This is a genomic window from Ochrobactrum sp. EDr1-4, from assembly GCF_049199085.1.
GTDB lineage: Bacteria > Pseudomonadota > Alphaproteobacteria > Rhizobiales > Rhizobiaceae > Brucella.
In genome coordinates, this window is the sequence record NZ_JBLZOF010000002.1 from 66,395 (window position 1) to 88,449 (window position 22,055).

Consider the following 22,055-nt stretch of genomic DNA (forward strand, 5'->3'; position numbering starts at 1 on the left):
ATGAGTGTCACCCCCGCACTTGAAACGCACTCGACGGCAAAACAGGCTGGCACAAGCTTACGTGATCTGGCCCGATTGGTGCTTTCGCGCCCGTCACTGGCACTACCATCACTCTTTCTAACGCTCATTGCCGTTGCAACGCTCTGGCCGGGTTTACTTACAACAGCGGATCCATTGCTAGCAGATCCGCTACAGGCACAATTGCCGCCGTCGGCAGAGCATTGGTTTGGCACCGATCACCTGGGCCGCGACGTGTTTTCACGCGTTGTTCATGGCGCACGTTATTCTGTTCTGATCGGCTTTAGCGCTGTGGCTATCGGTGCTATCGCTGGCTCGATTTTGGGGCTGTTGGCTGGACTATCGCGCGGCCTGATTGATGAAGCAATTTCCCGCTTTCTCGATGTGGTGTCTTCGTTTCCCGATCTGCTGCTGGCTCTTGTTTTCATCTCGTTCACAGGACCGGGCACCGTCAATCTGATCTTCGCGCTGGGTGTCGCAATCATTCCGCGTTTCGCTCGCGTCGTGCGCGCGCAGACCTTTGTTATTGCGCAAAGCGGTTATGTCGAGCAGGCGAAAACATTTGGGCTGAAGCGTCACATCCTCGTGTTGCGGCACGTATTGCCCCACGCCATTGCGCAGGTACCAATCCTTGCAACAATCGGGCTTGGTACAGCAATCATCAGTGCTGCGGGCTTGAGCTTTCTTGGCATGGGACCGCAGCCGCCAGCTCCCGAATGGGGCGCGATGCTCTCAGAAGCGCGCAATTATCTGCGTGTCGCATGGTGGATTGGCGTCTGGCCCGGTCTGGCCATCACACTCACCGTTATCTCCATCAGCATTCTCGGACGCCGTTGGCAGCTTGCCTTTGAAGGCCGGAGGCAGTCATGACAACGCCCCTTGTTGAAATGCGCAATCTATCCATCAGCTTTCAACGCGATGACCAATTGGTCAAAGTCGTCGAAGGCATCAATTTGACCATTCAACCCGGTGAGACGGTAGCGCTTGTTGGAGAGTCCGGTTCGGGCAAGTCAGTGACGGCACGAGCACTGATCGGACTTTCAGGCCCAAGCGCAATCGTCAAGGCTGACCTTTTCGAGATTGATGGTCTGAGTGTCCTTGATTATCGCGACAAGCAATGGCGCGGTCTTCGCGGCAACAAGATCGGCTTTGTACTTCAGGACGCGCTGGTCTCGCTTGATCCGCTGCGTCGTATCTCGCAACAGCTTTCCGATGCCTTCGGCGTCAAGGGCTTCTTCCGAAAGCCGGATGTCACGGATCGCAGCAAGGAATTGCTGCGCTCGGTCGGCATTCCCGACCCTGATCGCAGATTGTTGCAATATCCACATCAGCTTTCCGGCGGCTTGCGGCAACGCGCACTGATTGCAACAGCGGTTGCGCGTTCGCCGTCACTGCTGATTGCGGACGAACCGACAACAGCGCTGGATGCGACGGTTCAGAAGCAGATACTTGATCTTTTTGCAGAGCGTCGTCGGGCGGGACACACACTTCTGCTGATTAGCCATGACCTTGCTGTTGTCTCACGGTTGGCCGATCGCGTTCTGGTCATGCACAATGGCCGCATCGTTGAGGAAGGCCCGACTAACCAGATCCTCAATGCGCCGAAGGAAGCCTATACGCGACATTTGCTTGAAGCCGTACCGTCGGCCGGGTCGCGCGGCTACCGGCTATCGCCAGCACAGCCGCACCAAGCTCAAGTCAGGGTGGCTCTGCCAGCAAAGCGCATCGATGAGAGCACCAATGTTCTCGAAGCCAAAGGGCTTTTCAAACATTATGGCAAAGCCAACACGCCTTTGGCCGTCAATGATGTCTCATTCTCGCTGAAAGCTGGCGAAGCGCTCGGCATTGTTGGGGAATCCGGCTCTGGCAAAACCACCGTCGCGAAGATCGTTCTGGGACTCACGGAACCCGATCAGGGTAGCGTGCATATTGATGGTAGGCTCTGGAGCAATCTGCGCGAGGAGCAACGCCGCGAACAACGTGCGCATATGCAACTGATTGCACAGGATGCCCTCAGTTCGTTCGATCCGCGTTACACGGTTGAAAAGATCGTCGGTGAAAGCCTTGATTCCGTTCATATCTATGGCGATGAACGCCGCAAGCGCGTGGTGGAAGTGCTGGATGCCGTGCGTCTGGGCGCACCGTTTCTCAAGCGCTATCCCCGCGAATTGTCGGGCGGACAGCGCCAGCGTGTCGCCATCGCGCGTGCCTTTGCACCGCGTCCGAAACTGCTGGTCGCCGACGAGCCTGTAAGCGCGCTTGATGTATCGGTACAGGCTCAAGTGCTCGACCTTCTTGCGGAACTTCAAGCTGCCTCCGGCACATCGCTTCTGTTCATTTCGCACGATCTTGGCGTTGTCCACCATCTGACAGACCGCGTTCTGGTGATGAAGGACGGTCGCATCGTTGAAAGTGGCGCTGTTGAACGCGTCTTTTCTCAACCACAGCACAATTACACACGCGCCCTGCTGGATGCGGTTCCAACGATAAGCGCCGCTTAATTTACAAGGACATTACCATGACCAAAACACGTACCCGCCGCTTGAAAACCCTGTTCGGTGCCAGCAACGTTGTTTCCGCGGACAATGACCAGGACAAGACATTTGGTTTCAAACGCGCAATAGAGCTGGCAAAGAAGGCTGAAGCCGAGAAAATCACCGGTCTTTTTACTGCCGACCTTCTGCAACTTGATCCGGCGGGTCTTGCAGGCACCACCGGCACACAAGACCCGGTTATCGCGCTTGCAGCGCTGGCACATGCCACATCGCATATCGGGCTTATTGCGACCGTCTCAACAACATTTCTGCATCCTTACAATCTCGCACGCCAGATCGGAACGCTGGATCATTTGAGCGGTGGCCGAACGGGCTGGAATGCCGTGACCTCTTCGGTCGGCGAAGAGAATTTCGGCGGCGATCTACCAAGTCCGGAAGAGCGCTATGAACGGGCTGCGGAATTCATCGAGATCGTCAACGCGCTCTATGATGCAAATGAACGTGATGCGATCACGCGCAAAGCGTCGGGTAATATCTCTGTCCACCCAGAAAAATTTCACCCCATCAACTATCATGGCAAGCATTTCAGCGTCGAAGGGCCACTGAATGTGCCACCTCTGCCGCAGGGTCGTCCGGTTCAGTTTCAGGCAGGTCAATCGGATGCCGGTGTCACAGTTGGCGCACGCTATGCGGAGGTTGTTTATACATCGCAGCCAAAGCTTGAAGACGCTGTGGCCTTTGCCACCGAGCTGCGCCGCAGAGCAGCACAGTTTGGCCGCGGCAACAATCTGCCATTCATCATGAACTCGCTTCATTCGCTCATTGGCTCATCGGAAGCCGATGTTGCACGCCGTGTGAAGGATAAGCATGAGGCTATCGATTATGATCAGGGGCGTGTCAAACTTGCAGATATGCTCGGCGGTCATATTGATCTGAGCGATCTGCCGCTCGACAAGTCTCTACCGGAAAACCTTTTGCCGGAAGTAACCAGCATTAACCGGCGCCGGGGCCGTGTTGAAGTCTTCCGCCGCTATGCGCGTGAAGGCCTGACGCTGCGTCAGTTGATTATTGAGGCACAGGAAACCGGTCACTGGTCGGTGGCTGGCACGCCGGAGCAACTCGTTGATGCGATTGAAGAACGCTTCAATACGGGTGCTGTCGATGTTCTCACGCTGCACGGCATTGGTAATCCCGATCAGGAAGATTTGCTTCTCAATGGTCTGATCCCGGAGCTTCGACGCCGGTCGTTGATTGATACGGATTATATCGGTTCTGACTTCCGAGCCAATCTGGAACTGCCAGCCTTATCCGTTGCAACACCATCTCAAGCCCGGAGCGCCTGAAATGGCAAAGCGTGAGGGTTTTCTGCGTTTTGGCTTGTTCGTCTATCCGGTCGGCCACCATATTGCGGCATGGCGGCACCCGGATGCTGTTGCAAATGCTGGCATCAATTTCGACTATTACCGCAACGTTGCCTCGCTGGCAGAAGCAGCCAAATTCGATCTGCTGTTTCTTGCTGATGGTGCAGGAACTCGCGGCGACAATCTCGAAATTCTGAGCCGCACAGCGCATAGCTACGTAGCACAGTTTGAGCCACTCACGCTTTTGTCCTCGCTCTCGGCTGTCACCAGCCATATCGGTCTTGTTGCAACAGCCTCATCGAGCTTCAATGAGCCTTTTCACATCGCACGAAAATTTGCCTCACTTGACCATTTAAGCGGTGGTCGCGCAGGCTATAACCTTGTCACTTCGGCCAGCGACTTTGAGGCGCGCAATTTCAATCTCGACCGTCATTATGAACATGCCGACCGTTATGAACGGGCGGAAGAATTTGCCGATGTCGTCACGGGGCTATGGAATAGCTGGGAAGATGATGCCTTTCTTTATGACAAGGAGCAGGCACGGTTCTTCGACCCTAACAAGCGGCATGTGCTTGATCATAAGGGTAAGCACTTTTCCGTTCAGGGACCGTTAAATGTGCCGCGTTCGCCGCAAGGACATCCGGTAACGGTGCAGGCCGGTTCATCGGCAGCTGGAAAGGAACTGGCAGCAAAAAGTGCAGATGTTGTTTTCACAGCACAGCAGACGGTTGAGGAAGCTTCCGCTTTCTACAAAGATGTCAAACAGCGTGCAGCGCACTATGGCCGTGATGCCGACGATATAAAAATCATGCCAGGCATTTTTCCGGTTGTTGGCCGCACGAGGCAAGAGGCCCAGGATAAGTTCGATCAGCTCCAGAACCTTATTCACCCGTCTGTGGGGCTCAATATTCTGTCTTCGGGCTGGTCTGGCCCCGACCTTTCTCAGTTCGATCTCGACGGTCCCGTGCCGGAGTTGCCGGAAACTCAAGGCAGCAAAAGCAGACAAGAGCTTCTGTTTGAATTGGCGCGGCGCGAAAATCTGACCATTCGCGAACTTTATCTACGGGTTGCAGGTGCGCGTGGTCATCTGCAAATCATCGGCACGGCGACGGACGTGGCTGACGCACTCGAAGAGCGTTTTGAAACCTATGGCGCGGATGGCTTCAATGTGATGCCGCCTATCTTTCCGGCAGGTCTGGAAGACTTTGCCGAGCTGGTGCTGCCGGAGCTTCGTCGCCGCGGGCTTGCCCGCAGCGATTATGATGGTCCGACATTGCGGGACAATCTCGGTTTGAAAATACCGATCCATCCCGCGACATCGGTTCAGAGTTCAGACACCTTAGCTGCCATTAAAAAAGCGGTTTGAAGGGCGTGGGAGACCCAGGTGTTCACGCAGCGTGGCGCCCTCGTAATCGGTGCGGAAAATGCCACGACGTTGTAATTCCGGCACCAATTTATCCGCTACATCATCAAGGCCTTCCGGCAGAAACGGGAATACAACCGTGAAGCCGTCGCTCGCATCCTCTTCCAGCCATTTCTGCATTTCATCGGCAACGCTTTCGACGGTTCCGACGAAAGCAAGGCCTGAATAGCCGCCATAACGCTGAGCGAGCTGACGGACAGTCAGCTTTTCCTCTTCAGCCAATTTAAGCACTTGCGCCCTGCCAGACTTGCTTGCATTGGTTTCGGGAATTTGAGGCAGATAGGCGTCGGGATCGAAGCCTGATACATCATGGCCAAGAGCTATAGATAGAGATGCAATACCGCTATCATAGTGAACAAGACTATCGAGCTTCGCACGCTTCTGCTTGGCTTCCTCAATGCTATCACCAAGGACGATGAAGGCTGCAGGCAATATCTTCAGCGACGTTGGCGCGCGACCGGCAGTAGCCAAGCGCGACTTCAAATCAGCATAAAGCTTTTTCGATTCACCAATGTCGCGCGGCGCACAAAATACCACTTCCGCAGTTTCTGCCGCCAGCTTGCGACCCGGCTCTGATTGGCCTGCCTGAACAATAACTGGCCATCCTTGTACGGGGCGCGCGATATTGAGTGGTCCACGCACGTTAAAATCATCGCCATGATGGTCTAAAACATGCATTTTAGATGGATCGAAGAAGATACCGCTTTCCTGATCGCGAATGAAGGCATCATCCGCAAAGCTATCCCACAGGCCAGTTACAACATCATAGAACTCACGCGCACGCTTATAACGTTCTCCATGTTCAGCGTGCTCATCCTTGCCAAAATTCAAAGCTGAATCTGGGTTTGACGTCGTCACGATATTCCATGCAGCACGCCCTTGACTGATATGATCGAGCGACGCAAAGCGGCGAGCAATATGGTACGGCTCTTCAAATGTTGTGGAGGCGGTCGCGGCCAGACCAATTTTATCAGTCACCGCAGCCAAAGCCGAAAGCAACGTAAATGGCTCAAACGACGTAACGGTGTGACTGCGCTTCAGTGCCTCGACAGGCATGTTCAGGACTGCAAGGTGGTCTGCCATGAAAAATGCGTCGAACTTGGCCGCTTCTAGCTTTTGCGCAAAGGCTTTCAGATGCTGAAAATTGAAATTCGCGTCGGCATAGGCGCCCGGATATCGCCAAGCGCCAGTATGGAGACTTACAGGGCGCATAAACGCCGTAAGATGAAGTGACTTTGTCAATTGATTGTTCCTGAGGCTATTGCGAAATGTGGGATCGTCTTGATGAGTGCTGATCAGATCAATGATTTTACGACTACAGGTTCATTGAGCTAAGAAATATGGTTGCGCAGCCTGCGCTACTCAAGGAATTTACGCTTCATATTTCCGTGATTCATGCATCATCATGCTCATCATCTGTCACATAGAGATGATAAACTTCACCCCAACATATAGCGTCATCTTTATTGGGTTTTATCGACAAACGCGACATGGCATAATTTCTGAGTGGAACCGACATCGGCGTTTTGACGTTGAAGATGTGGTTCCGATCAGCCTCGGAGGCAAAATGGTTTCGCTTCTGGGCCTTGAGGAAAACAACAAAGGGAGGTCAGAAAAATGAAAGCACGCACAGCGAGTGTCGGTGATCTTGAGAGCGTTTTTCACGACCTTTCAGAGCGTATGGCGACTGAATATAGCTCTGCCGGAAAAGACGTAAAAGCTGCCCATGATAATTTCACAATGAATCTCAGTGAGGGCCGTGCGCATGCGTTGATTGAAGGCGACAAAGTCGTCGCCATTATTGCATGGCAGGAAGCTGACGAGGCTACAGACACACTTTTTGCAGCCAAAGAAGACTTTTTCAATGCACGGTCAGTCAGGTTCTGTCGCAAGCACATAAGACAAATTCAGGCTCTTTCTGGCGACCGCCCCATCCATTCAAGAAGCTGGCTTGATCGACCTGACGTCGTCAAATGGTTTCGCATCATTGGCTATCGAGAAATCAGCGGTGAGAATGGAGCGCATCTCTTCGAGCTTAGCGCCCCGGCAGGAAACAGTCTTCCCAGCCAATGACATCACTTGCGCCGCGCTTATCAAATTCAGCGCGGTGCGATCCATCTCAAATCCTCTGCTATAGCGTCAATTGTTACCCGCACGCGCGAAGCGAGAACACGTCCGCCGGGCCACAGGATATGGATGGGAAGCACCGGCATTTTAACAGCTGATAAGACCTGAACCAGCGCACCAGATGAGAGCTGATCTTCAACGAGCCAATGCGGTACCTGTGCGAGGCCAAGACCGGCCGCTGCCGCATCTACAATCATATCGTAGGCTGCAAAACTGTGCTTTGCGCGCATCTCGCATCGAACAGCCTCTCCTTCAGCGTTCAATGTAAGCCATGCGTCACTCTGCCTACCCCGAAACTGCGTGATACAGCTATGCTCAAGTAGTTGTTCCAGCTTCAGTGGTTCGCCATACAAAGCGATATAGCTAGGCGCTGCGCAAATAATGACATCTTGCTGGCCGATGCATTTTGAAAATAGATCTGTGCTATCCGGCAAATGGCCAATACGAACCGCGAAATCAAACCCTTCTTCGATAAGGTTTACAATGCGGTTCTCAAACGACACCTCAAAATGAATGTTTTGATGCTCTCTAGCCAATTGCATCAGAATTGGTGCAATGCGTTTGCGCCCGAACAGGTCCGGCAGATTAATCCTGACCCGACCTGTAGGCACTTCCTGACGCGAAGAAAGTACCGTCTCTGCATTGGCGAGTTCTTCAAGCGCACGGCGGCAGCTTTCAAGATAGACACGTCCCTCGTCCGTTAGGCTTAAGCTGCGGGTGGTACGTTGAAACAACCGGACACCGAGACGCTCTTCAAGTCGTGCAACAGCCTTGCTAACTGCAGATTGCGACAACCCAAGCACTAAAGATGCAGCAGCAAAACTACCCGACTGCTCCGCCTGAACGAAAGCTCTGATACCATTAAATCGTTCGTTTGAGATCATTATTCGATACTATGTGTCTTATATGACTATATAAAATGCCAGAAATGCGAAATTTTATCCATGATAAATTGCCTCACACAGAAATCCAGTCTGCAAAGGGCAAAAAAATGTCAGATGCGTTGAAAGATAAGACTATCGTTGTGATTGGTGGAAGCACAGGCATCGGCTTTTCGGTTGCTCAAACTGCCATAGCGAAGGGTGCCAATGTCATTATTGGCGCACGCGACGCCCAGAAATTACAAGCGGCAGCGGCAAAACTTGGCGAACGCGCAAAAGCTTTAGAGGTCGATACATCTGACCATGAATTGCTTGCAGCCTTTTTCAAAACAGCGAGTAAATTCGATCATCTGTTTATTTCTGCCGCGACCTATACAATCGCTGGTATCGACAGCAACGATGAGCAGGCAATCGAAAGCCCCTTTCGCTCCAAATTCTGGGGGCAGTATTGGGCCGTAAAGCAGGCATTACCTTATCTCGATAAAGCGGGGTCCATCACATTGATGGCTGGTGCTGCCGGTGCGAGACCGATCAAGGGTGGAGCGATCTATGCCGCCTGTAACAGTGCGATTGAAGGACTTGGCCGTGGACTGGCAATTGATCTCGCCCCCATCCGTGTGAATACGATTTCACCGGGCACAATTGATGGCCATTTATGGCAAAATCGCCCGCAGGAAATACGTGAGATGGCCTTTGAGCATTACCGCGGAGCGTCACTCGTCGGGCGTCCGGGAACTGAGCAGGAGATAGCCGATACAGTGCTTTATCTTATGGAAAACCGCTTTGTAACAGGCTCAACGCTCTATCCGGATGGCGGCTACGCGCTTCGCTAAAATCCGAAATAACAACTGGCTACATTATCTGAAGTTTCTAATGCAGCCAATTGAATTTAAAAAGTTTCTCCCCGAAGATGGCTTGCTAGAAAGCCGAGATTATCCTGCCCCCAGTAGGTCTCAGTGTCGTAGATATAGGTTGGGAAACCAAACACACCCTTATCGACAGCACGCTCACGATCAGCTTTCCACTTGGCCTGAACATCGTGATCATTTTCGCGCCCGATGAGATATGCGCCATCGAAACCCGCTTCATCCGCGACCGCCCTGCGGACTTCTGGATTGCCAATGTCTTTCGCTTCGGACCAGAAGGCGTTTTGCAGGACGCGGGTGAGTTGCAGCCAGTTCTGACCATCCAGATAGGCCGCGATTACACTGAAGGATGCAGGGGTCGGATCGCTCAGAGCGGGCCTATCATCAATCAAAAGTGGCTTGCCACGAAATCTGGCCCAACGCTTAAGATCTTGCGTGCCATAAGCGCGCCGGGCTTCCGGCCGGTTGCGCGAGAAGATGCCACCGTTCTCTTCAATCACAGTTGCAAGATAAGGCTTTATTTCGACCACATGCCGTTCTGCCAGTTCCTCAAGCGTATCAAGCCCCAAGTAAGACCATGGCGATCCGATGGAAAAGAAGTAATCAATCGTTTTTGGCACGTTGTGTCCTTCGATAAATGCTGCATTGGGAAGGTTATTTAAACTTTGGTAATCCGGGCGGATTGGTTTCAGATCGCTCTAGGGCTTCTTCACTCAGATGCCAGCGATCAAGGATACGGGCGTAGTCTCCGCCCTTAATCAGAGTGTTGGTGGCCACAGTCAGCGGATCAGCCAGACCGCTGCCTTTACGTGTAGTGATCGCCACGTCGGACCGATCTGGCCAACCTGCGCTCAGCGTACCCACACGTTTGATATTTCCGTCACGCGAGGCAATGAACACAAGCTGTGCATGAGGCTGCACAATCACATCGGCACGTCCCGACTGCACAGCCAAAAGGCTCGCGGCCTCATCATCATAATATTGCAGTTCAAGCGGCTTTAGCCCGGCCTTTTCGTTTTCCTCACTCCACTTGACGAGGATACGCTCCTGATTGGTTCCAGCTCCCACTATAATGCGCAAACCGGCAGCATCTTTGGGTTCTTTAATGGACGTAACGGCACTGTCAGTTTTCACAAACAGGCCATGTAGACCCTGCCGATAGGTCGAAAAATCGAACTTCTCTTTGCGTTCCTCTGTAACGCCAACATTTGAGATCACCGCGTCATACTTGCCAGATGCAAGACCCAGCGGCCAGTCAATCCACGCAACCGGCACGCTTTCCAGTTCAAGGCCGAGGCTCTCAGCAATGGCCGATGCATAATCCAGATCAGCCCCAACGACCGTTTTGGCATCTGTTGCATAGGCTGCAAGTGGTGGTCCTCCGGGTGCAACCGCCACAGTCAACTTGCCCGGCGTTACGAACTTGAAATCGGCGGGGATGGCGGCAATTGCTACGGCATCTTTCTGGACGTGAATGCGCCCTGACTGTTCAGGCGACAAATCAAAATCGTCTGCCGCGAATGCTGGCAGAGACGAAGCCGCGAACGCCGCCCATGTAGCGAACAACAGAGCACTTGCTCTCATAAACCATTCTCCATCTGTTTGAAAACTTGTGGGCTGGCGCAAGCACCCCTCATGCGCCAGCCCAAACCCTTACGATCCGCTTTTTGGCAGACCCTGCGGGTTTGTATGTGCCTCGGTGATGGCTTCTGGTCCAAGGTTCCATGTTTCGAGAACCTTGGTATAGGCACCGCTTGCAATCAGATCGTTGAGGACATTGGTCAGCGGCTGCGCAAGCCCGCTGCCTTTGCGCGTTGTCACTGCAATTTCAGCGGTAATCGGCCAGCCACCACTGACGGTGCCAACAAGCTTGGTCTTCCCGTTGATACCAGCCGAATAGGCCTGTGTCGCATTCACGCTGAACACTGCATCAGCGCGGCCGCTCTGGATCGCGAGATCTTTTACGGCATCATCGTCGTAATACTGTACCTCAATCGGTTTCAGACCAGCTGCAACATTCTGACGATCCCACTCAAGCAACACCTTTTCCTGATTGGTGCCAGCATCAGTAATGATCTTGAGACCTTCAATGTCTTTTGGCTGCTTCAACTCGCCAATTGCGCTGTCTGACTTGACGTAAAAGCCAAGCTCATCCTTGCGGTAAGTAGAAAAGTCAAACTTCTCTTTGCGCTCTTCCGTCACTGTAACGTTGGAAATCACAGCGTCGAATTTGCCGGAAGCAAGACCGAGCGGCCAATCAGCCCAGGCAACAGAAACCAGTTCCAAATCCCGTCCAAGACTGTCTGCAACGATCTGAGCCAGATCGACATCGTAGCCAATAACGGTCTTGGAGTCAGACGCATAATCATGCAGCGGTAAGTGTCCGCTGGTGCTGATACCGATTGTCAGAACACCATCTTTGACGAATTTGAAGTTCTTAACCTCATCGATACGATTATCGCTTTTCTCGACCCGCAAGCGGTTTGGCTGTTCGGGGCTAAGGTCAAACTTACCCTCGCTCCACGCTGTCCCCGAAGTCAGCACAGCCATCGAAATCAGGCCTGCAGTGAAGTATCCCGCTTTTCTGATATATGTCATATTCCCATCTCCTTGAGCTTAAAGCTCCATGTAATGACCTGATTTCTCGATATTCTGGCTCTTTACGAGCGGATTTTACGATCCGCTTTTTGGCAGGCCAGCCGGATTCGTTTTGGCCTGATCAACAGCTTCTGAGCTCAAGCTCCAGCGTTCAAGCACCTGCTGGTACTTGCCATTTTTGATAAGTTCGTTGAGTGAAAGCGTGAGCGCATCGGCCAGACCGCTGCCCTTGCGTGTGGTGATTGCCACTTCTGCTGTCTGTGGCCAGCCACCGCTCACAGTTCCGACAAGCTTGGTTTTGCCATGCTGCGATGCTGCATAGGCCTGCACGGCGTTGACACTGAACACCGCATCCGCGCGACCGGAATCAATTGCAAGGCTCTTGACCGCATCATCGTCGTAATACTGAATTTCAACAGGCTTCAGACCCGCTTCAACGTTCTGCTTGTCCCATTGCACAAGGATGTTTTCCTGATTGGTGCCTGGATCGGTGATGATTTTGAGACCCGCAATGTCCTTTGGCTCTTTCAGCGAACTGATTGCGCTGTCAGCCTTCACATAAAAGCCGAGTTCATCCTTGCGATAGGTCGAGAAGTCGAACTTCTCCTTACGCTCTTCCGTCACGGTCACATTGGAAATAACCGCATCGAACTTGCCCGACTGCAGCGAAAGCGGCCAGTCAGCCCACGCAATCGGCACAAGCACCAGTTCACGACCCAATGTGTCGGAAACCAGCTGAATGAGATCAGGATCGAAAGCTACGACGGTCTTTGCGTCCGTTGCATAGGTGCTGATCGGAGGGACCCATGGATTGATGCCGACGACGAACTTATCGTTCTGCACGAATTTGAAATCTTTCGGCACGGCATTGATGACAGCGTCACTTTTTTCCGTGCGCAGACGGTTTGGCTGCTCCGGGCTAAAATCGAGCTCTGCGGAAAAGGCTGGTGCGCTCAACAGGGTGGCTGCTGCAAACAAGCCACCCAGAATTGCATTTTTGTAATGAGATGGTTTCACTGAATAACTCCTGAGATTGATCTGAATTTTCGACAAACAGCTCCCTTCAATCGCCTGTGCAGAGGCGATTGCTGCTGTCTGAATTTTGGTTGAATTAGATGGGTGTTCCTGCGTCAGAGAACTTTGGCGAGAAACTCCCGGGTTCTTGGATGCGTGGCCGCGTTGAACAGCTGTTCCGGCCTGCCGGTTTCGAGAATACGGCCCTCTTCCATGAAGACGACAGTATCTGCCACTTCACGCGCAAAGCCGATTTCGTGGGTTACGATCACAAGTGTGGTGCCAGAGCGCGCAAGCTCCTTAATCACATCAAGCACTTCGCCAACCAGTTCCGGATCAAGCGCAGAGGTCGGCTCGTCAAACAGGATGACTTTTGGATTAAGAGCGAGTGTGCGGGCGATGGCGACACGCTGCTGCTGCCCACCAGAAAGCTGGCGCGGATAGGCATTGATCTTTTCGCTGAGACCAACACGAGCCAGCAGGCGCTTTGCGATCACCGTTGCGGCGTCACGGCTCAGACCACGCACAATCATCGGCGCTTCGATAATATTTTCTAACACGGTCAGATGCGGGAAGAGATTGAAGTTCTGGAAGACCATGCCAACATCGACACGCTTTTTCAGAATATCCTTTTCTTTGAGCTCATAGAGTGTGCTGCCACTCTGGCGATAGCCCAACAGTTCGTCGTCAATCGCAATGAAGCCGTCATCGACGCGTTCCAAATGATTGATCGAGCGCAGAAGTGTCGATTTACCGGAGCCTGACGGCCCGAGGATCGCCGTTACGCTGCCTGACTTAATATGAAGGCTGACATTGTCGAGAACCAGATTGTCGCCAAAGCTCTTGGAAACACCATGAATATCAACTGAGCCGCGTCGTCCACCTGTGAACCCGCCAATAGTCAGCGCTTCGGTAATCTGTGAATTCTTCTCACGGCTGACAACATTCTGCACTTCAGCGGATGCTTTAGGCTGTGATGGGATAAAGCGGGAGAACAGGCGGCCAAACAGAGCCGGTGGCGGATTGCGCAATGCGCCACGTGAATAATACCGTTCCGTATAATACTGAGCAATCGACAGCACAGTCATGATGATCAGGTACCAGACGGTCGCGACCATCAGCAGAGGAATGACTTCAAGATTGCGGCGATAAATGACCTGAACCGTATAGAAAAGCTCAGGCAATGCCAGCACGTAAACCATCGACGTGCCTTTTGCGAGGCCGATGATCTCATTGAAGCCAGTCGGAAGAATTGTGCGCATGGCTTGTGGAAGCACAATACGGAAAGCCTGACGACGACGCGGTAGACCAAGAGCCGCCGCTGCTTCAAGCTGACCCTGATCAACAGACAGAATACCGCCGCGAATGATCTCGGATGAAAATGCTGCCTGATTAAGGCTAAGCCCAAGAAGTGCTGCTGCAAAAGGGCTCAATATCTGAACGGTCGGATATTCCGCGAAGGTAATATCCGTATAAGGCACGCCGAACCGGACGGTCTCATACAAATAACCAAGATTGTTAAGCACCAGCAGCAGAACGATCAACGGGATAGAGCGTAACAACCAGATATAGGCCCATGACAATCCCGACAACAACGGCGACCGTGAAACACGCGCCAGTGCAAGTGCGGTGCCAAGTGCAAAACCCAGCACCGTTGCAAGGGCAGTCAGCCAAAGTGTGCGCATCAGGCCGACAAGCACTGGCTCAGCGAAGAACCATTCCGCAAAAACCGACCAGCCCCATTTAGGGTTTGTCAGAACCGATTGCGCCGTCGCGATGATAAGAACTGCCGCAATAATTGTACCTACAACACGCGCTGGATAACGTGCTGGCACGATGCGGTAATGTTTAAAATCACCGGGACTGACGCGAGGTTTAGCCTCGCGTTCGGTGCCGACAAAGTCTGTAGCAATGGCCATGATCAACGCTGCTCCGATTGGTCATTCAATTTATGACGAGAAGCGAAGGCGTCTGTCATGGAAGTCATATGTTGCAATATTCGGAGAAGATTGACCGGTTTTCAAAACAAATAAGTCTATTTAATCGAGCTGACGTGGATGTTTTTTCTACAACACCCACTTAAACGCCATGCATTTACTTAGCCAAAAACCGGCTGCTTCTGCGGAGTTTTAGTTGATTCAAAACCGAGCTCAGAAATATTTGCAATGTGCTTTTCAAACGGCAGTGTGCCGTAAATTTCCGGATCAGCGGCCACATCAAAAAGTGCCGTATATCCGTTGCGCAGATAAAGTTCCTTGGCTTCTGGCTGCCTGAAACCGGTAGTCAGATAGACGCGTTTGTAACCTTGAAGCCGAGCCTGCGTTTCAAGCTCTTGCAGTACCTTTTTCGCCAATCCCTGACGACGCAGATCGCCATGAGTCCAGATGCGCTTGAACTCAGCGGTCTCATCGTCATAACGCATGAATGCACCACCGCCGATGGTCTGACCGTCGCGCAACAACAAAAGGAAATTACCATGCGGCGGCGCGAAGGCTTCCGGTGGATATTTGTTCATTTCCGCAGCGGCACCTTCATCGCTGAAATAGTTGCCGTAGCGCGTGTCATATTCAATTGTCAGCGCTTCGATCAAAGGCACTGCACGACTATCAAGTGTTGTGGTGTAGAGAAATTCATCCGCCATGATATGGACTTCCGTATCAGTTGAGAGAAGCTTCGGTCAGACGCACCCAAAACAGGGCTGCTGGCAGTAAGATGTCATCGTTGAAATTATAGTCCGGGCTATGCAGACCGGCGCTGTCGCCATTGCCGACGAAGAGATAAGACCCCGGCTTTTGCTCAAGCATGAAAGCAAAATCCTCGCTCGCCGTGCGCGGCCGAAAATCTTCGATCACCGTGCCTTTGGGAAAGCTTGTAAGCGCGACCTGTTTCGCAAAATCAGTCTCCGCTTTCGCATTGATCAGCGCCGGGAAGCCCCATTGATAATCGACATCCGCAACCGCGCCATAGCTCTCAGCTTGCGAACGGGCAACAGCTTCGATCCGCCGCCGCAGTTCTTCTCGAACGCTCTGTGAGAACGAGCGAATAGTAAGCCCAAGATCAACATGCGCCGGAATGACATTGAGTGCATCGCCGCCATGGATGGAAGCCACCGTGACCACTCCCATATCGAGTGGATCGAGATTGCGCGCAACGACAGTTTGTAAAGCCAGAACAATCGACGAAGCAACCACAACTGGATCAACCGACTTGTGTGGCTCCGCACCATGACCGCCGCGACCATTAACGCGGATTCGTGCACGATCCACGGATGCCATTGCAGACCCGCTCACAAAGCCAAATTGTCCTGCAGGAACACCCGGCCAGTTATGCAGTCCATAGACGGCATCGCAGGTAAAGCGCTCAAACAGGCCATCATTGATCATACGCTTCGCCCCTGCCCCAATCTCTTCCGCGGGCTGGAAAATCACATGCAGCGTGCCTGAAAAACGACCAAACTCGGCGAGATACCGCGCAGCGGCTAGAAGAATGCTCGTATGCCCATCGTGACCACATGCATGCATGACGCCGGAGTTTTTGCTTGCGTATTCAAGGCCAGTCGCCTCGATGATCGGCAGCGCATCCATGTCCGCCCGGATGCCGATGGTCTTGCCGGAGTCACCACGCTTCAAACTTCCCACGAGACCAGTACCGCCAATACCGGTTGTAACCTCATAGCCCCATTGGCTGAGATAATCGGCGACAAGTGCAGAGGTCCGAACCTCTTTGAAAGCCAGTTCTGGATGAGCATGAATTTCGCGACGCAGAGCGATAAACTCGTCGATAAACGAGGCAAGACCTGCCTCGATTTCGAGTTTTCGGTTTATCTCTGGCGACGGTTGAACAGTCATGCCGCGCCCTTCTGATCACCTTCCTGCGCAGGCGCCGCATAACGGCTCTGCGGAAGGATCAGGCCCAGATTTTCACGCAACGTATCGTGTTTCAGCGTGCCTTCATGATAGCCGCGCTTTTCCAGAATTGGCAGAACATGCGCAGTGAAATCATCAAGCCCTTCAGCAATGACCTGAAAGCCGAGGATAAAGCCATCTGCAGCCTTCTGCTCTTTCCAGCGGATAATTTCGTCAGCAATCCGCTCTGCCGTGCCGATGAAAGAAGTGCGCGGCGTTGCAGCATTAAGAGCCACCTCACGCAAAGTCAGCTTCTGTTCAGCCGCATCACGCTTGATACGATCTGTTGTCGAGCGGAAACTGTTTCTACCGATATCACCCAATTCTGGGAACTGCGCGTCGAGATCATAGGTCGTAAAATCATGATGATCGAAGAAACGGCCAAGATAGGCGAGAGCCTCGTTGACGCTTACCAAATTGCGGATTGCCTGATATTTTTCTTCGGCTTCCACTTCCGTTCGCCCGACAATCGGACCAATGCCGGGGAAAATACCGATATCATCCTGTGAGCGCCCATGCGCTACAGCACTGGCCTTGATCTGCGCATAGAATGTCTGGCTGTCTTTAATCGTGCCTGCATTGGTGAAAACAGCATCCGCATGTTTACCGGCCAGACCAATACCCGCTTCCGATGCGCCGGCCTGAAAGATAACGGGCTGCCCCTGCGGTGAACGCTGAATGTTGAGCGGACCTTCAACGGAGAAGAACCGACCTTTGTGGTCAAGACGGTGGAAGCCTTCCGGCTCGTAAAACTGACCAGTTTCGCGATCACGAACAAAAGCGTCATCGTCCCATGAATCCCAAAGGCCTTTGGTGACGTCGAGATATTCATCGGCAATTTCATAGCGCAGTGCGTGATCGGGATGCGGCTTGCCGTAATTCCGGCCCGATCCTTCCAGCGGGGTTGTCACAACATTCCAGCCAGCTCGTCCACCTGAAATTAGATCAAGCGATGCAAACTGACGCGCAATCGTAAACGGGTCGCTATAGGACGACGAAACGGTACCTGCGAGGCCGATACGTTTTGTATGCGCTGCCAGCGCCGACAAAACAGTCAAAGGCTCGAAGCGATTGAGAAAATGTGGAATGGAAATCTCATTGATATAAAGCCCGTCTGCGATGAAAGCGAAGCTAATGCCCGCCTCTTCGGCCTTGCGCGCCGTATCAATAACGAATTGGAGGTTGACACTGGCATCGGCAGGGCCGGACGGATGCTTCCAGGCGCTCATATTTCCGCCTGCTCCTTGCAGCATCACGCCAAATCTAATCTGTCTGGAACTCATTTGAGATTTTCCTTATAGCCAATGGCTTTTAATCAGGCGGCAATAGCTAGACGTTCGCCCGCGAGGCTTTCAATCGCAGCCAGTCTTTGCTCATGGGAAACAGCAGGGAACTCGAGTACAAACTCTTTAACCCCATATTGCGCGTGCAATTCATCGAGCTTCTGCTTCACCTGCTTTGCAGAACCTGAAAGCACGCTTGGGTGCTTTTCCTCAACACGATAATCAGTCTCACCAGCCTGCCGCGCAAACTCCGCTGCCGCCTCCGGCGTGCCAACGGAAACAGATACACCCGACGCCAGATGGACTTTAAAAATCTTGATTTTGCTGACGGCCGCATCGACGTCGTCTTTGCTTTCAGCCACCACAGCGCCCAATGCTAGGACGGGCACTTTTCCAGTCGCATCACGATAGACGTCAAAGGTTTTCTGCAGATTGGCGGTATCGCCGTTGAGATGGCCTGCATAAACGAAATCCCAGCCTGAACGAGCGGCGAGCAACGCGCTATCAGGGCTTGCACCAAGCACAAATTTTTCTGCCGGAACCTGCGGTTTTGGCGTCGCCGCCAATCCCTCAAATGGGCCGGAAGCTATTTTGTCGCCGCCAAGGAAAGCACTGAGTTGTTCAATCTTGCTGTTAAAATCGAGCCGCTTTTCGGCGCCGAACTCCTGCTGCAAAGCCTTGGTTGATAGCGGCAACCCACCGGGCGCTTTCCCCACGCCAAGATCGACACGCCCCTGCCCGAGTGCTGCAAGCAGGTTAAAATTCTCGGCAACCTTATAGGGGCTGTAATGCTGAAGCATAACGCCACCAGAACCTATTCTAATACGTTTGGTTAGTGCGAGGAGATAGGACACAAGAACTTCGGGCGATGGCCCGGCCAACTCATCTGCATGGTGATGCTCTGCAACCCAGAAACGCTTATATCCAGCCTTCTCTGCCGCTTGCGCATAAGACACGGTATTAGCAAGTGCAGTTTCCGCGTGTCCTGCCGGCACCACAGGGCTCTTGTCGAGAAGGCTTAACTGATAGGGCATCGACGTATCCGCTTTCATTGAGAAATTGAAACCGCCTGATTTGCCAGGCAGAGCTTTCCCATTATGCGAAGCACATAGATGCGATCAGCCGAGCTTATTTTCCCGGCGCTGACATAAAATCTCAAAGATCCAACGACTGAAATATACTGTATTCAGGCAAATTAATTCTGTTTCATTCCGTATTTTTAAAATGCGCTTCTTCACTTTTATCTTCTGCACATATTCGATCAAGAACAGCGGCTTATTGTGCACCTTCACCAACACCACGTTCGGCGATATTGCTTTGGCCCTTGCATAAGCCCTGCAACCCTTATTCGGTTTCGCTAAACATACAATTGCATCTCAAAATATTAAATATGGCATTCTATGAAGTCGCCGATCTATATCTTTAAAATACCTGTAACTTTTCCATCAAAAAATAGAAGCAACTCGTGGTGTCTTGGATGTCATACTAGATACAACGACGAGCTGATTGAACTCACCACGTTTGAAGGCATTCAGAAACCGCGGATAGTCTTTAAAAACAACGCAGCCATTCGAGTTTCCACTTTTGCCCAACATATATGTATGCGCAAGAAGACCATCCCGATTATGTGGATTACGACCGTCGACGGGCGTCAACCGAATTGCTGCGACGCCGTGGAAAAGACTTTCGCGCATGCGCAAATTATATGTATGAGGTGGCGTCGCACCACGATTTTTTTGGGTAACAGAGTTCGGATTATCGCGCATCGGCCCTATACCCGAATGCGCTTCCAAACGTTCGCCATTTGGTAAATAAACGGTCGCAGCCGAAATATCATAAATGGCAGTACGGCTATTAATTGGAGACCTGAACAGTCTCTTCAAAAGTCCGTCATGCTTTGGTTCGTCATCCCGTGTTGCTTCCGTAGCATAACGAGTTGTCTGTGCAGGTAAGCGGCTTATTACAGGCTTACGCGAAGGTAACGGAACTTCGTCAGGCATTAATTTTTCTGGCGCATTTTTTATGATCGGTATCTGTGGAGCAACGTCAGGCCCCAGATGTGAGGCGTCTATTTCGGCGACTCTTTCAGCTTTAATCGGCGTGTAAGGAACACGTTCTGCACGTGGCTCCACTATCTTTTCTGAAATTGCCACTTTCTCTTCAATGACGCTATCTGGTCCGATATCCGAAATGATATCTCTGTCACCATCGACTTTGTTGCGATGCCAATCGACATTTGAATAACGCGTATCAGCGGTATAAGCCGCAATAAAACGCTGCCGAATGACATTATCTATACCAAGGCTATGATTTACAGTCGCAAATTTCTGCGGAAAATCCCCAGGCAAGCGCCGCATTACAGGGGCAACGGAAGCAAAAATGGGCAAAACAGTCTCAGCGACACCTATCGCACTTAAAACACCACTAAATGCAAACAAGCCAACTGCTAAAATCGTAGCAATTTGAGGAAATCTATAATTCTTCTTATTGGAAAATTTATACCGAAAACTGAATGCGGTATCAAAACTAAAATCGAATGTATCAGTTACCAGCGCCATAACTCTTAACCCGCATGGAAAATAGAATTCAGAAAGTCATCGAAGCTAGGATTTCGTCAAAAAACAAACACCCGTAATCTCAATGAACCGCTGATAAGACATTCTAATTATGCAAAATTATGGTAACCAAATTCTTTACGCGCCCATCCTCATCTACGAAAATAAATAATTCACTCGATAAGTGATATGATTCAATCAACGACGCGCTCGTCACATTCCCGACTATAGATACGCCTGAAGAGCTAAAAACCGACAGTTAGCCGGATGAGCGGCCCGTTTTTCTTGTAAGTAGTAGCTTTCAGCCCCTCCTCGTTTTTTACAGGGACGAAATACAAAGACACAATATAAACAATTAAAGGTGATCCACTCTTAAAATATTTTTTTATAACAATATCAAATAATTCAAGAATATTGAGACACATGGATCGTAACATTATCTGTTACTAATTAATTTCGCCACTTGGTAAGATGTTGCTGAAATGGCATTCTGAAGCCAATTTATTATGAGGTGGAGACGTTATATGCGACAACAGTTTGACCTTTTTAACGCCTCCTCATCGGAGGTTGAAAAACAGGCAGAACTGCGTCCTATCCGAACCAAAGTTGGGAAATCAGCCCCTATTGATGAAGCGGAAATGGTACAGCGCCTGAAAGACAGCGGGCGTTATCGTATTTTGCAGAGACTTGATCCTCCGCGAACAGTCGCGAATGCTGATAAGATTAATTTCCCACGACTTGGCGTTGTGGTCGATACTGAAACCACCGGCCTGAGTGCTGCTCAGGAAGAAATCATTGAAATCGGTGCGGTGGCCTTCCGTTATGCTGATGACGGTTCAATCGGAGACGTCTGTGCAACTTTTGGTGCGTTGCAGGAGCCCTCGAAACCTATCCCCGCGGATATTACCCGTATCACAGGTATCACCGATGAGATGGTCGCCGGGCAGATAATCCCGCGCGCCAAACTCGAAGCACTGATTGCTGAAGCCGACATCATCATTGCACATAATGCTGGTTTTGACCGGCCATTTCTTGAGCGTTTTTCGCCCATCTTTGAAAACAAGCCATGGGCTTGTTCGGTCAAGGAGATTGACTGGACGGCACGCGGCTTTGAAGGCACTAAACTTGGTTATCTGATCGGCCAAAGCGGTTATTTCCATAATGGCCACCGTGCAGAAGATGATTGTCAGGCGCTGCTGGCGGTTCTGAAAGAACAATCAGGCAAAACCACTCCATTTGCAGAATTGCTTCAAGCGAGTCAGAAATCGCGCCTTCGCATTTATGCAGAAAACAGCCCTTTTGAAATGAAAGACAAGCTGAAGGAGCGTCGCTATCGCTGGTCCGATGGCACAGACGGACGGCCAAAGTCTTGGTGGTCGGAAGTCGGCGAAGACGAGCTTGATACGGAACTCGAATATCTGCGCACCGAGATATACGGCTGGCGCGATGCAGAACCTCTGGTTCAGAAACTCACCGCTGTTGATCGTTACAAAGAGCGAGCGCCACTCAGATCAAAATAAAGAAAAGGC

19 protein-coding genes are annotated in these 22,055 nt (G+C 51.7%); 7 read left to right on the top strand and 12 right to left on the bottom strand.

Features of this window, described 5'->3' with window-relative positions:
* From ACOZHT_RS06705 to ACOZHT_RS06720, 4 genes are read left to right on the top strand one after another with little or no spacing between them, the layout of a single operon-like run.
* Positions 1–888, top strand: coding sequence for an ABC transporter permease (locus ACOZHT_RS06705; protein WP_421565446.1), 888 nt, complete (start codon positions 1–3; stop codon positions 886–888).
* Positions 885–2,519: a dipeptide ABC transporter ATP-binding protein gene (locus tag ACOZHT_RS06710; RefSeq protein WP_421565447.1), complete on the top strand. Its 1,635-nt coding sequence runs from the start codon at positions 885–887 to the stop codon at positions 2,517–2,519. Before ACOZHT_RS06705 ends, ACOZHT_RS06710 begins: the two co-directional genes overlap by 4 nt.
* A gap of 17 nt (positions 2,520–2,536) precedes the next feature.
* Entirely contained in the window at positions 2,537–3,856 is a 1,320-nt protein-coding gene (locus ACOZHT_RS06715) for an NtaA/DmoA family FMN-dependent monooxygenase (RefSeq protein WP_421565448.1), read from the top strand.
* Position 3,857: 1 nt separating this feature from the next.
* Positions 3,858–5,240 carry an LLM class flavin-dependent oxidoreductase gene (locus tag ACOZHT_RS06720; protein WP_339509541.1) on the top strand — a complete coding sequence of 461 codons (1,383 nt, stop codon included), beginning with the start codon at positions 3,858–3,860 and terminating at the stop codon, positions 5,238–5,240.
* Here the strand turns inward: ACOZHT_RS06720 and ACOZHT_RS06725 are convergent.
* On the bottom strand, positions 5,214–6,539 hold the full coding sequence (locus ACOZHT_RS06725) for an LLM class flavin-dependent oxidoreductase (RefSeq protein ID WP_339509542.1): 1,326 nt from the start codon (positions 6,537–6,539) through the stop codon (positions 5,214–5,216). The two genes, ACOZHT_RS06720 and ACOZHT_RS06725, sit on opposite strands and share 27 nt — an antisense overlap.
* A 375-nt stretch (positions 6,540–6,914) precedes the next feature.
* Here ACOZHT_RS06725 and ACOZHT_RS06730 point away from each other — a divergent pair, with 375 nt between their 5' ends.
* Complete coding sequence (locus tag ACOZHT_RS06730) at positions 6,915–7,370, top strand: hypothetical protein (RefSeq protein ID WP_339509543.1); 456 nt, start codon at positions 6,915–6,917, stop codon at positions 7,368–7,370.
* A gap of 26 nt (positions 7,371–7,396) precedes the next feature.
* Here ACOZHT_RS06730 and ACOZHT_RS06735 read toward each other — a convergent pair whose 3' ends face one another.
* Positions 7,397–8,308 (bottom strand): LysR substrate-binding domain-containing protein, encoded by a 912-nt coding sequence (locus ACOZHT_RS06735; RefSeq protein WP_421565449.1) that lies wholly within the window; start codon positions 8,306–8,308, stop codon positions 7,397–7,399.
* A gap of 107 nt (positions 8,309–8,415) precedes the next feature.
* Here ACOZHT_RS06735 and ACOZHT_RS06740 point away from each other — a divergent pair, with 107 nt between their 5' ends.
* A complete protein-coding gene (locus ACOZHT_RS06740; protein WP_421565450.1) occupies positions 8,416–9,138 on the top strand; it encodes an SDR family oxidoreductase in 723 nt (240 codons plus the stop codon).
* A gap of 56 nt (positions 9,139–9,194) precedes the next feature.
* Here ACOZHT_RS06740 and ACOZHT_RS06745 read toward each other — a convergent pair whose 3' ends face one another.
* From ACOZHT_RS06745 to ACOZHT_RS06790, 10 genes are all read right to left on the bottom strand, one after another.
* Positions 9,195–9,791 (bottom strand): 2-hydroxychromene-2-carboxylate isomerase, encoded by a 597-nt coding sequence (locus tag ACOZHT_RS06745; RefSeq protein WP_310011795.1) that lies wholly within the window; start codon positions 9,789–9,791, stop codon positions 9,195–9,197.
* Positions 9,792–9,825: 34 nt separating this feature from the next.
* On the bottom strand, positions 9,826–10,755 hold the full coding sequence (locus ACOZHT_RS06750) for an ABC transporter substrate-binding protein (protein WP_421565451.1): 930 nt from the start codon (positions 10,753–10,755) through the stop codon (positions 9,826–9,828).
* A 69-nt stretch (positions 10,756–10,824) separates the two neighbouring features.
* Positions 10,825–11,769, bottom strand: a complete 945-nt coding sequence (locus tag ACOZHT_RS06755; RefSeq protein ID WP_339509548.1) for an ABC transporter substrate-binding protein — start codon at positions 11,767–11,769, stop codon at positions 10,825–10,827.
* A 75-nt stretch (positions 11,770–11,844) separates the two neighbouring features.
* Positions 11,845–12,786: an ABC transporter substrate-binding protein gene (locus ACOZHT_RS06760; protein WP_421565452.1), complete on the bottom strand. Its 942-nt coding sequence runs from the start codon at positions 12,784–12,786 to the stop codon at positions 11,845–11,847.
* Between the two features lie 113 nt (positions 12,787–12,899).
* Positions 12,900–14,702, bottom strand: a complete 1,803-nt coding sequence (locus tag ACOZHT_RS06765) for an amino acid ABC transporter permease/ATP-binding protein (RefSeq protein WP_421565453.1) — start codon at positions 14,700–14,702, stop codon at positions 12,900–12,902.
* 179 nt (positions 14,703–14,881) lie between these two features.
* A complete protein-coding gene (locus ACOZHT_RS06770; RefSeq protein WP_339509550.1) occupies positions 14,882–15,424 on the bottom strand; it encodes a GNAT family N-acetyltransferase in 543 nt (180 codons plus the stop codon).
* Positions 15,425–15,440: 16 nt separating this feature from the next.
* Positions 15,441–16,631, bottom strand: a complete 1,191-nt coding sequence (locus ACOZHT_RS06775) for a M20 aminoacylase family protein (protein WP_421565454.1) — start codon at positions 16,629–16,631, stop codon at positions 15,441–15,443.
* On the bottom strand, positions 16,628–17,971 hold the full coding sequence (locus ACOZHT_RS06780) for an LLM class flavin-dependent oxidoreductase (RefSeq protein ID WP_421565455.1): 1,344 nt from the start codon (positions 17,969–17,971) through the stop codon (positions 16,628–16,630). Before ACOZHT_RS06780 ends, ACOZHT_RS06775 begins: the two co-directional genes overlap by 4 nt.
* A gap of 32 nt (positions 17,972–18,003) precedes the next feature.
* Positions 18,004–19,005, bottom strand: coding sequence for an MsnO8 family LLM class oxidoreductase (locus ACOZHT_RS06785; RefSeq protein WP_339509553.1), 1,002 nt, complete (start codon positions 19,003–19,005; stop codon positions 18,004–18,006).
* A gap of 411 nt (positions 19,006–19,416) precedes the next feature.
* Entirely contained in the window at positions 19,417–20,529 is a 1,113-nt protein-coding gene (locus ACOZHT_RS06790) for a DUF2778 domain-containing protein (protein ID WP_421565456.1), read from the bottom strand.
* Between the two features lie 521 nt (positions 20,530–21,050).
* Here ACOZHT_RS06790 and ACOZHT_RS06795 point away from each other — a divergent pair.
* Entirely contained in the window at positions 21,051–22,046 is a 996-nt protein-coding gene (locus tag ACOZHT_RS06795) for a 3'-5' exonuclease (protein WP_339509555.1), read from the top strand.
* Positions 22,047–22,055 lie beyond the last annotated feature (9 nt).